General features: G+C 43.5%; 7 protein-coding genes and 1 riboswitch. Of the genes, 6 read left to right on the top strand and 1 reads right to left on the bottom strand.

Going from position 1 to position 12,579, the window contains the following annotated elements:
* Positions 1-70: 70 nt before the first annotated feature.
* From WFY05_RS03985 to bglX, 6 genes are all read left to right on the top strand, one after another.
* On the top strand, positions 71-1,669 hold the full coding sequence (locus WFY05_RS03985) for a RagB/SusD family nutrient uptake outer membrane protein (protein WP_340111432.1): 1,599 nt from the start codon (positions 71-73) through the stop codon (positions 1,667-1,669).
* 129 nt (positions 1,670-1,798) lie between these two features.
* Positions 1,799-3,583, top strand: coding sequence for a PKD domain-containing protein (locus WFY05_RS03980; RefSeq protein WP_340111431.1), 1,785 nt, complete (start codon positions 1,799-1,801; stop codon positions 3,581-3,583).
* Between the two features lie 137 nt (positions 3,584-3,720).
* Positions 3,721-6,462, top strand: coding sequence for a carbohydrate-binding protein (locus tag WFY05_RS03975; RefSeq protein ID WP_340111430.1), 2,742 nt, complete (start codon positions 3,721-3,723; stop codon positions 6,460-6,462).
* Positions 6,463-6,470: 8 nt separating this feature from the next.
* Complete coding sequence (locus WFY05_RS03970; protein WP_340111429.1) at positions 6,471-7,754, top strand: glycoside hydrolase family 16 protein; 1,284 nt, start codon at positions 6,471-6,473, stop codon at positions 7,752-7,754.
* Between the two features lie 159 nt (positions 7,755-7,913).
* Positions 7,914-9,242 (top strand): family 16 glycosylhydrolase, encoded by a 1,329-nt coding sequence (locus tag WFY05_RS03965; RefSeq protein ID WP_340111428.1) that lies wholly within the window; start codon positions 7,914-7,916, stop codon positions 9,240-9,242.
* A 17-nt stretch (positions 9,243-9,259) separates the two neighbouring features.
* Positions 9,260-11,500, top strand: a complete 2,241-nt coding sequence (gene bglX / locus WFY05_RS03960) for a beta-glucosidase BglX (RefSeq protein ID WP_340111427.1) — start codon at positions 9,260-9,262, stop codon at positions 11,498-11,500.
* Between the two features lie 59 nt (positions 11,501-11,559).
* On the opposite strand, the gene WFY05_RS03955 is transcribed toward bglX, so the two are convergent.
* Entirely contained in the window at positions 11,560-12,267 is a 708-nt protein-coding gene (locus WFY05_RS03955; protein ID WP_340111426.1) for an aspartate/glutamate racemase family protein, read from the bottom strand.
* A 150-nt stretch (positions 12,268-12,417) separates the two neighbouring features.
* Positions 12,418-12,528, top strand: a riboswitch (SAM riboswitch).
* The last annotated feature ends 51 nt before the right edge of the window (positions 12,529-12,579 follow it).

The raw sequence follows: 12,579 nt of genomic DNA, 5'->3' as shown, positions 1-12,579 counted from the left end.
TCAAATCAAACACGATCGTATCGCATGCGAGTTACTCGGTTTACCGTTAAAAATTAAAAAGAATAAACGAATGAAAAACAAAACAATATTAATGCTCAGCTTTATTGCATTGGTTTTGCTTCAGGTATCCTGTTCACAGGATTTCCTCGAGCTTCAACCTAAAACTGGGCAGGTAGAAGCCAACTACTATCAAAACGAAGAGCAGGCATTTTTGGCTGTTACAGCTGTTTACGATGCCTATTCTGTGCAGAACTGGCAATTTGTACCTACCATGTCTGATATTTTCTCAGACGACACTTACGCCGGTGGATCTAACATTAGCGACATGGCCCAATGGCAAGACATGGAAATGTTTAATATGGACGCTGAAAACGGATCATCTTCCGATCTTTGGAATCGTTGCTACTCGGGTATTTACCGGGCCAACCTGTATTTGCAAAAACAGGAAGAAGTAGAGTGGGTAACCGACGGATTAAAAGAGCGTCTGGAAGCTGAAGTGCTTTTCCTGCGTGCTTATTTCTACTGGGATTTGGTTCGCCACTACGGTTATACTCCGCTTATCACTGAAGTTTTACCTTCGGTTGAAGATTACAAGAGTCTTCCACAAAATACACCCGACGAACTTTTTACGCAAATTGCAAGCGACTTGTTAAAAGCCGAAAGTGTTTTGCCGGTGTCATTGACTGCCGAAGAAACCGGACGTATTTCGAAAGGTGCGGTGCAAGCTTTAATTGCCAGGATTTATATGTATCACGAAGATTTTGCAAAACCTGTAATTGGCGTTGGAAACTGGACCGATGGATCAACAACAATTGACAAAGCCTATGCACAGCAAGCTTTAGAATCGGTGATCACGAGCAACGAATATGCACTAGTACCCAGTTATGCTGAACTTTTTAGCTGGGAAAACCAGAACAACGAAGAGTCGATCCTTGAAATTCAGTACTCCGAAAAAGCCATGTCGGGCGACTGGGGCGGCTGGAACATCAATGGTAACTTCTCGTGTGTTTGGGTTGGCGTACGTAATCCGTCGGGCGATAACGGCCGGCTTTTCCCGGGATGGTCTTTCTCAGTTCCTACCTGGAGTTTGGTAAACGAATTTGAAGATGGCGACCCGCGTAAGGATGTAACCATTTATAATGCCGAGACAAAACTCGACGACTATACACGTGCATTCATGAATACCGGTTATTTCAACAATAAATTCATGGCTCTGAATGCCTACATTGGACCCGGTGGTGACAACAGTCACAATTTCCCGCGTAACTTTATGGACATCCGTTATGCCGATGTACTTCTTATGGCATCCGAACTTTTCCTGTCGGATAATCCATCAAAATCGCTGGATTATTTCAACCAGGTTCGTACCCGTTCATTGGGAGAATCGGCAGCTAAATCATCGATTACCATCGACGATATCTTCCACGAACGTCGCGTTGAACTTGCACTAGAGGGAAGCCGTAAATGGGATTTGCTGAGAAGAGGTAACGATTATGCCGCACAAATGATTAACAGCAGTTTTAATGTGCCGGCCGATGTACCAAATCCGTCGCATTTCGAACCACGTACTTTTAAAGCCGATACCTGGGGCATGTTCCCAATTCCGGCCAGCGATATTCGTAACACAAACGAAGGTGCGTTAACACAAATGGTTCCCGCTTATAAGTAGGCATAAATCGTTTAATCATTTAATATGAATAAGATGAAACGACCATGGCAAGAAATTGGACATAAGGGATGACTATTAAAATCATGGGAGTTCCATCTTATACCTTTGAAAACTTACAATTTTAATAAGATGAAAAATAAAATATATTTTAAACTGTTCGGGTTGCTGGCACTAATCATGATGTTCAGCTGCGAACCATTTATGGATGAAAACCCGGAATCGAGTACCAACCTTCCGCCTGATCCGGCTGCAATGGACTTCACCATTTCTCCTGGAAGCGATGCTTTCCATTTTATTGTTGAGCTAGTGAGTCCGGATATGAGTGGTATTTATGCCGTTAGTTTTGATATGGGGAATGGTACTACGGTAAGAAAAGAATCAGCAACGGCTTATTATCCGCTGCCGGGAGATTATACCATTACCATGAAAATTACAACCAACGGAGGAAGTAGTTCAATTACAAAAACACAAACCACTACCGAAACCGACTACTCAATTTTTGATGATGAGAAATACGTTGCTTTAACAGGTGGTATCGAAAATACTGAAGGTAAAACCTGGGTGGTTGATGCTGAAAGTCAGGGACATTTTGGTGTTGGAGACGCTTATCTGGCAGGTGGAATTGGTGTGGATTGGTGGTCAGCTGCTCCTTACACCAAAGAAGGTACAGGTGCTTATGATGATGAATTGACATTCTTCCTTGATGGATTTAAAGTTATCTACGAAAACCACGGAGTAAGCTATGTTAAAGGTTATATGAAAGATGACCCCAACCTGGCTGATGTATATTTAAATCCACGTCAGAATAAAGATGACTATGATGTGGATTATGTAACACCGGTAAACGGATCCTGGTTGATCTCTGAAAGAGATGGAAAAACGTTCCTTTCCTTCTCAAGCCCGACTCCAATTTTCCCGGGACTCGATGTAGGTGCTTTGGATAATGAATACGAGATTCTCAATATTTCGGAGAATTACATGGAGTTGACATGTTTCAGTGCTTACGAGGACTGGACCAAGTGGCATTTCATTCTGCGCAATAAAGACTACGTAAAACCATCAATTGAGTACAGTATTACTGTTGATCCTACCGGTGATGTAAACACTTACGGCGTTAACTTTACTGTGGGTAACATACCTGCCGGTGAATCGATTGACAACATTGCTGTTGATTTTGGTGATGGTACGATAAAAGAAACTGCCGATGTAAACGAAGTATTGACAAATACTTACATGCGCAAAGGAACATACAATGTTACGGTTACTACAACCACTTCACTGGATGTTGAAAGCGAGTCGTTTACGGTTGAGGTCGCAGAGAATCATCCGGATTACGAAGAATTCCTGCTTGATGCAATGGTGATGTATGCCGATTTCAGTGAAGTAATGTTGGCATCCGTAGAAGGACAGGATTGTTTTGTAGCTACCTCTGACAACCCAATGATGCAGTATCCGAACAAGAGCTCAAAAGTTGGATATTATTCAAAAACCAACAATCAGTGGGCAAATGCCTTTATGCAGTTGCCCGCCGGTTATCGTTTCGACCTGACCATCCGTCACACCTTTAAAATGATGGTTAATGGAAAGGCAGGCGATGTTGTACTCTTGAAACTGGAAAATACCGATTGGGGTGGCGATGCCTGGATGTCAGGGGTCGAATTAACCTACACCATTCAGCAGGATAATACCTGGGAAGTGGCAGAATACAACTTCGAAGGTGTTTCCAATAACGGCTCGGCAGGCGATTTCTTCACCGGCGATGTAACTGATCCGGCTGCGGCTGTGAGCAAAGATTTTTATAATGTTATTCGTATCATGTTGAATCCGGGTAACGGAGATGGTACACACGAATTCTATTTCGACGAGTTGGCAGGTCCTCACGTAGAGGGAATAAAATCTGCCTCTCTGAAGTAAGTTTAGTTAGATGACAAGGGGAGCATTTGCTCCCCTTTAACTCCTGTTTTCTTTGAAAAGAATCACAAAACCTTTTTAACAAATGTCGGTCAGGTTGGCCACAGACTGTGTTTGTTTCGAAGGGAGACGCTAAAACTATGCATATCAGTCAGATTAAAATAAAAAAGGCAGTGTTGAAATTGTTCGTGTTGCTCGTGCTTATTTCGGGCAGTACAACCATTTTTGCCCAGGGGTTTTTACATGCCGAAGGTAACAGAATTGTAGACGGGAATGGTGAAAACGTCATCTTGCGGGGAATAGGCACCGGCAACTGGATGGTCATGGAAGGTTACATGATGAAAACCGAAGGAGTGGCCGGTACGCAACATGAATTTAAAGCCAAACTCGAAGCACTGATCGGCGAGGAAAAAACCAACGCTTTTTTTGATACATGGTTGCAAAATCAGTTTACCAAAACCGATGTCGACTCCATGAAAGTGTGGGGTTTTAACAGCGTTCGGGTAGCTATGCATTACAATTTGTTTACACTGCCGATTGAGGAAGAACCGATTGCAGGCAAGAATACATGGTTGCTCAAAGGATTTAAAATGATCGACAATTTGCTCGACTGGTGTGCCGATAACGAAATGTACCTTATTCTCGATTTACATGCGGCTCCCGGTGGACAAGGGGCAAATGCTGACATTTCAGATTACGATCCATCGAAACCATCGCTTTGGGAGAGCGAAGCTAACAAAGCAAAAACAGTGGCACTCTGGCGAAAACTGGCCGAACGTTACAGCAACAGTCAGTGGATCGGCGGATACGACCTGATCAACGAAACCAACTGGACATTTTCAGAACCTGATAACCAACCTCTGCGCGATCTTTTAGAGCGAATTACAACTGCCATTCGTGAAGTGGACACCAACCACATCGTCTTTATCGAAGGCAATAGTTTTGCCAACGATCATTCGGGATTAACTCCGCCGTGGGACGATAATTTTGTATACAGTTTCCACAAATACTGGAGCGGGACTTCTACAAACGATCTTGACTGGATCATTGCTTTGCGCGACGAATACAACGTTCCGCTGTGGCTTGGAGAATCGGGCGAAAACTCGAACACCTGGTTTACGGAACTCATCACATCGTGCGAGCAAAATAACATTGGCTGGTCGTGGTGGCCGGTAAAAAAGAATGGCATCAACAACGTGCTGTTTGTGCCAATGAGCAATCGTTATCAGAACCTGGTGAGGTACTTAAAAGGCGAGATCTCTACAACTCCTTCGGCTTTGGAAGCGAACCAGGCCGTTTTAGAGTGGGCAAAAAATCAAAAAATTGAAAACAACAGGGTTCAGCGCGATGTGATCGACGCGATGATCCGCCAGCCGCACACCGACGACGTGATTCCTTATGTTGATCGGAAAGTTGGAGAACCGGTGTATTTTACAGAATACGACCTGGGGAAAAACGGTTTTGCCTATTACGACAAAGTTGCGGCCTATTATGGCGGAGATTATACCGCATGGAATACAGGTTGGGAGCTTAGGAATGACGGAGTAGATATTGAAAAGTGCCTGGACACCGAAGCCGTAAACAATGGTTACAACGTGGGTTGGACAGAACAAGGCGAATGGATGAAATATACCATCAAGGCAGATTCTACTGCTTTGTACACTTTTAATTTAAGATACGCGTCAGGTGCTTCCGGAGGAATGAAATTTCATCTCGAGGCTAACGGTGCCAGGGTGAGCGAAGATTTTAGTGTGCCATCGAGCGATGGTTGGCAAAACTGGAAAACAGCCTCATTTCAAAATGTACTGCTCCCTGCCGGAAATATCCAACTGAAATTTGTGATTGATCAGGGAGAATCGAACCTGAGTTATTTTGAATTTACCGATCCAAAATCAGCAAAAGATCTGGATTTTGAAGCACTGTCAGCACACACCGCTACTCAAAACTCCGACATATTCTTAGTCGTTAACAAAGCCATTACCAGCGATGAGGAAACACTGAATATAAGTGATTTCCAAATAAAGGTCGATGGTAAATCGGTTGGTGTTGATAGTGTTGGATTGGATGCTTCAAATTCGAATACAATCGTTTTAAGCATCGATCAGTCTATTCGGTCTGATCAGTTGATCACTATTTCTTACAGCGGAACTTCGGTGAACGCGGAAGGTCAGAATCTGGAATCTTTCATTGATTTGCCGGTGGAAAACAATGCACCATTAACGCATGCAATTCCCGGAAAAATTGAAGCCGAGGCTTTTGAGCTTAACCGCGGACTTTCGCTCGAGAACTGTACCGACCAGGGTGGGGGACAGAACACCAGTTATACAGCTCCGGGCGAATACCTCGATTACCGGGTGAATGTTACCCGAACAGGAATTTACCAGTTGAATTACAGGGTAGCCACTGAATACTCTGATGCCGAATTGGTGTTACAGGCAGGCGATGGTGAGAGTTTTAGTTCGCTGGATACCATCAGGTTCGAAAGCACCGGAGGGTGGCAGAATTGGGAAACTCAAACGACCAGCGTTCGGCTCGAAGCAGGTTATTATTTTATTCGCCTGCTGATCAAACAGGGCGAGCACAACCTCAACTGGTTTCAACTCGATTTATTGACTTCAGCACCGGAAATTGAAGCGGCTGAATCGTTCCGCATTTATCCAAATCCGGCGAATCGAAAATTAACGGTTGAATTTTTGGAATACCACTACAATCCGGTAACACTGCAGGTATTTAATATGAGGGGAAGTGCTGTTAAAACGATACAGCTTGAATCCGGCAGCCGTGCGACGATTGACGTTACCGGTTTACTGCAAGGAGTTTATGTGCTTCGTTTGGTGGATTCGAACAAAACAATCAATAAACAATTTCTGGTCACTCATTAAAAAACAGAATGAAAACATTTCTTTCCATAGCATTTGTACTCGCATTTGGTCAGCACATTTTTGGCCAGGTGAAGGAGTTGATATGGGAAGACAATTTTAATACCGGCCAGCTTAATCCTGAAAACTGGAACATAGAAACAGGTACTGGTGTAAATGGAGATTGGGGAACCGGTCAACTCGATCGCGCCACCGATCGTCAAAAAAATATAAGCTTTCTGAAAAACGTGCCGGGAGCAGAAGATGCCTGTTTGGTAATTACTACGCAAAAAGAATTTTACATCGACAGAAACTACACCAGCGGGCGTATTAATACAGCCGGGAAAAAATCGTGGGGCCCCGGGCACAGAATCGTTGCAAAGGTTTACCCGCTTGATGTAAGACAAATGGGACAGGGATTTGCATTTTGGATGATGCCCGATGAAATACCTTCGGGTTGGAATTATATCATGTGGCCACAGGGAGGTGAAATTGATATTATGGAGTATGTAGGCTCTATCCCGTTTCATAACCTTGGAAGTGTGCATTATGCCTGGTTTTGGCAGGACAATCAATATGTCGATTGGAACCACGGACACCAGGGGGCTTATTACAGTTATGCCGAAGGCGAAGTGCCCGATCCGGCTGAACCTGGTTATGGAGACTATCCGCCTTCAACAAACGATCCTAACGCAGGCAGTTCCGGATTTCACGAATATGGAATTGATTGGTACGCCGATCGGATGGAGTTTTTTGTGGACGACAATGTTTATCACATCCATTACCTGAATGATGGCGGCGCTTATTCAAAAGATGGCGAGGATCAGTTCACCGTTAAGTCTATTGCCGGGCGGAGAGTTGGTGTTTCGGAATATTCCAATCATTTTCCCGAGTGGCGCCCGTTCGAGCATAAAATGTACGCCATTTTAAGTGCGGGTGTTGGCGGTAGTGATTATACTTATGGAGGACCAATTGTACCGGAAGCCGATTTTCCATGTTCGGTTTATATCGACTGGATCCGGGTATATAAACTGGATGTAAATGTTGGGATAAAGGAAACAGCGCAAAATTTCGATTTTCAATTCTATCCTAATCCGGCAAGCGATAAACTCACCGTCGATTTGTTCGGTGCTGACCAGGAATTGATATCAATACAGGTTATCGATATTCAGGGAAGGGTATTAAAAGAACTTCATGCTAAAGGAACCCGAAAGGTTATAATCGATTTGAAGGGAATGACAGAAGGTAATTATCTGCTTAGTGTAAGCGACAAAAAAAGTAAACAAAGCAAGCGGTTTATGCTTGCCGGAAATTGATGAAGCGCAAAGTTGAAATCTTAATTAAGAAATTGAAAAAATTGAAACATTTGTTCGACAAGGAGAAGGATAATTTAAATATTATAAAATCTACAGTAAGTGCATGATTTTAACCCGGACAAATGCGATAAGCAAGAAAACTGAAGAAGAACAAAAAAGATGAAGACACTACATTTTAAAAATAAATGGCCCATATTAATGGCGTTAATCAGCCTGATCATTCCATTTGCCGGTTGTGGAGAAGAAGATGAACCGGCAGCAGCGTTTGAGGTCGATTTCTCATATTCTTTTCTCGACGATAACAATGTTCGTTTCAGTAATACTTCGGAAGGAGAATACCACATCATGAACTGGGATTTTGGAAATGGCCGCACCGAATCGACTACCACTAAAAGTCAATCGTACGATGTTTATTATCCCGAAGCCGGCGACTATGACGTAAACCTGACTGTTCTTGGTCTTGATGGGGACCGAAAATCAGCTACAAAATCAGTAAATATTGCAAGCACCGATTTCTCCATTAGTTTTACGGCTGAGCCTGATGGTGCAGATCCAAACTATGTAAATCTTGAAAATACTTCGATGGGCGATTTCGATGCTTTCAGATGGGTGTATCGAAATAAGATCATCGAAAATGAAACCAATGCAGTGGCTTATTTCCCCTATGCCGGAACTTACGAGGTTCAACTGATCATCGATAAGAACGGCGAAACCTTTAGTTCATCGCAAAATGTTACGATAGTATCTGATGATCCCGAATATTTCTCAAAACTGGAATTGGTGTGGTCGGAAGAATTTGAAGGCAACGAAGTAAATGCCGATACCTGGACTTTTGAAACCGGCTCGGGAGGCTGGGGCAATAACGAACTTCAGAATTATACCGATGGCGATAATGTAACAGTTCAGGATGGTATTTTAACCATTACTGCCGAAAAGGTGAACGACGCACAGGTTGCCGGATCCTACACTTCAACCCGAATGATCACCAATGGCAAAAAAGAATTTACCTACGGGCGCATGGAAATCAAAGCCAGGTTACCAGAAGGAACAGGAATATGGCCGGCAATCTGGATGCTGGGGTCCAACATTGGCAGCGTGGGCTGGCCGGCATGCGGCGAAATCGATATCATGGAATACGTGGGTTATGAACCCAATACAGTTCATGCCACCGTTCACACTGCGGCCGGATACGGAGGAAATGCAAACGGAAGTAGCAAAACGCTGGAAACAGCTGAAGAAGACTATCATGTTTACGGTTTGTTCTGGACCGAAAAGGAACTGGTATTTTATACCGATTCAATTGGGAATGTAACTCATCGTTACGCGCCATCTTCAAAAGATGATGAAAACTGGCCGTTTAACAAACCACAGTTTTTTATCCTGAATGTTGCTGTTGGTGGCAATTGGGGAGGTGCTCAGGGCATCGATAATTCCATTTTCCCGCAATCGATGGAAGTGGATTATGTGCGTGTTTATCAGGAAATGTAAAAATAAACTATACTAAAATGAAGATTAAAATTTTAACATCAATCGTTGGGCTTTGGCTGTTGGCAAGCTGTGCTGCAGGATTAAGCGATAGTCAGGATCTGCAGGAACAGAAGATCAGGCAAATTATCAGTGAGATGACACTGGATGAGAAAATTGGCCAGATGCAACAATCAAACGATGGTTTTTTCGGTGACGACGAAGCTACAAAACAAGCCATCAGGGATGGCAAAGTAGGATCGTTCCTCAATATGGTGGGGGCAGAACGCATTGCTGAATTTCAGCGTGTGGCTCTCGAAGAAAGTAAGCACGGAATTCCGCTTTTATTTGGTCGTGATGTTATCCACGGATTCCGCACCATCTTCCCGATACCTTTGGGAATTGCATCATCGTGGGAACCGGATCTGGCTCAGGAAGCCATGCGTGTTTCAGCGGTTGAAGCTTCGTCGATGGGGATTAACTGGACCTTTGCACCCATGATGGATGTTACCTGGGACCCGCGTTGGGGACGCATTGCAGAAAGTTGTGGTGAAGATCCCTTGCTGGCATCTAAGTTTGCTGTAGCTATGGTCAAAGGTTTTCAGGGCGATTTGAATGATCCGACCGCAGTGGCAGCCTGTGCCAAACATTTTGTGGGTTACGGTATGTCGGAAGCCGGTCGCGATTACAATACCACCTATATTCCCGAGCCCTTGCTGCGCAATGTTCATTTGCGTCCGTTCAAAGCTGCAGCCGATGCAGGTGTCCTTACTTTTATGTCAGCGTTTAATGATTTAAATGGAGTGCCGACTTCAGGAAACGAGTTTACGCTGAAACACATTTTACGTGATGAATGGGGTTACAAAGGGATGGTCGTTAGCGACTGGGCATCGATTGAAGAAATGATCGCACACGGATTTGCGGCCGATAAAAAACAGGCGGCCGAAATTTCGGTAAAGGCAGGTGTTGATATGGAAATGGCCTCCACCTGTTATGCCGACAACCTGAAGCAACTGATTAAAGAAGGTGTAATTTCGGAAGATTTGGTCGACAATCATGTTGCTAATATTTTGCGCGTGAAAATGGAAATGGGATTGTTCGACAAGCCATACGACAATCATGTTTCGACAGACACAATTTTGGCGCCTTCACACTTAAAGGTTTCACGCGAACTGGCGCGAAAAAGTATGGTTTTGCTAAAAAATAACGACAATACTTTACCCATTTCTAAAAACATTCGTTCGCTGGCCGTGATAGGTCCGCTTGCTGATGCTGCCCGCGACCAACTAGGAACCTGGATCTTTGATGGCAATGGTGACGACTCAACCACTCCCAAAGAAGCTTTTGGTGAGATTCTGGGCAACAGAATGAATTACAGTTCGGGATTGGAATACAGTCGCGATAAATCGACAAAAGGCTTTGCAAAAGCCATTTCGGCAGCTCAAAATTCTGACGCTATTTTAATCTTTGCAGGAGAAGAAGCCATACTTTCAGGAGAGGCAAATGCCCGCGGAATTATCGATTTGCCGGGTATTCAAACTGAGTTAATTACGGAACTTAAAAAGACGGGTAAGCCGCTTATTTTGGTTGTTATGGCCGGAAGACCTCTGGGCATTGGTGCCGAAATGGACATGGCTGATGCAGTGCTCTATGCCTGGCATCCGGGAACCATGGCCGGACCTGCAATTGCCGACCTGGTGTTTGGTGACTTCTCGCCTTCGGGAAAATTGCCTGTAACCTTTGTTAAAGGTGCCGGACAAATTCCGTTCTATTATTACCGTAAAAATACAGGCCGCCCGGCTACCGAGAACGACGTTGTTTATATTGACGACATTCCACGCGATTCCAAACAACTTTCTTTGGGTTTTAAATCAATGCATATCGATTACGGAATTACTCCGCTACTTCCGTTTGGTTACGGCTTAAGTTACACCGAATTTAAGTACGATAACCTGAAACTTTCATCCAAAGAAATGTCGACTGATGGGGCGATTACGCTATCAGCCGATATTAGAAACATTGGGAATTACGAGGCTGAAGAAATCGTTCAGTTGTATATACACGATAAAGTGGGAAGTATTACACGACCGATAAAAGAATTAAAAGGTTTTGAGAAGATCAACCTGAAACCAGGTGATGTAAAAAATGTGAGTTTTGAACTCAAAGCAGAAGATCTGCAATTCTATAATGGAGATGACTATATAATCGAGCCGGGCGACTTTGAAGTCTGGATCGGACCAAATTCCGACGAAGGTTTAAAAGGCTCGTTTGTATTGAAATAAAACCGGGGAAAGACAGTAAGTCTAAAGGCACTTTCAGAAATGAAAGTGTCTTTTTTAGTTTAGTTGTCCCGTAAACATTCCTCTATAATGGCCTCCACGTGAATTTTTGTGGTATTCAGAAAAGGTAGCTGTAAATATTCCTTTTCCTTAAAAAGAAGAGGAAACTCGGTGCATCCCAGGATAACCGCATCTACATTGTGTTTATCTTTTAAATCGGCAATAATTTCGAGGAATTCGTTTTTTGTTTGCTCTGTAAAAATACCAAGTTCCATCTCGTTAAAGATTTTGGAATGGATAAATTCGATTTGCTCTTCATCCGGCACAAAAATATCGATGTCAAAATCCTTGAATACCTTCCGGTAAAAATCGTTTTGCATTGTGAATCTCGTTCCCAGCAACAGACAGCGTCCGAGTTTCATTTCTTTTGCCCGCTTTGCGCAGGACTCTACAATACTAATCAACGGAATTCCAAGCCGGTCCTGAACTTCATCAAAAACAAGATGTGGAGTATTGGCGCTAAGTACGGCAAAATCGGCCCCGGCATTTTCAAGGTCTACGATCCGGTCTGCAAGGTACTTCGCAGCTTCCTTACGCTTTCCATCGTTTAAAAGCCCAACAAACTTCCACATGTCCACACTGTAAATAACAATTTCGGGATAAACAGCCTGCCGATTTTTGTTCTCCTCATTAAAATAATTAATGATCGTTTTGTAATAATCAATAGTAGCTTCAGGTCCCAAACCTCCAATAATTCCAATTCTCTTCATCCTGTTTCAATTTTGCTTGTCAGCTTTAAGTGAAGTTCCCTCAAAAGTAACAAATTCAAAAGTGAGCAACTGGATTTTAAATAGGGAGTTGCTGCTCATGTAAAAAACATTAACTTTGCTGCACATCAAATATTCTTTCCAAAGGGTGTTTGATTATACAGAAGAGTGGAGAGATCGGGCTCTGAGAAACTCTGGCAACCTTGTCCGTCGAATGACGGATGAAAAGGTGCCAATACCCGGCCGGAAACGGAATTATAATTTAAGCACAAGCGATGAAGAAACTGCACAACAAATTATTTTTTACCAGCTATT

Source organism: Maribellus mangrovi (assembly GCF_037646455.1).
GTDB lineage: Bacteria > Bacteroidota > Bacteroidia > Bacteroidales > Prolixibacteraceae > Draconibacterium > Draconibacterium mangrovi_A.
This window is presented reverse-complemented; position numbering and strand designations above follow the sequence as displayed.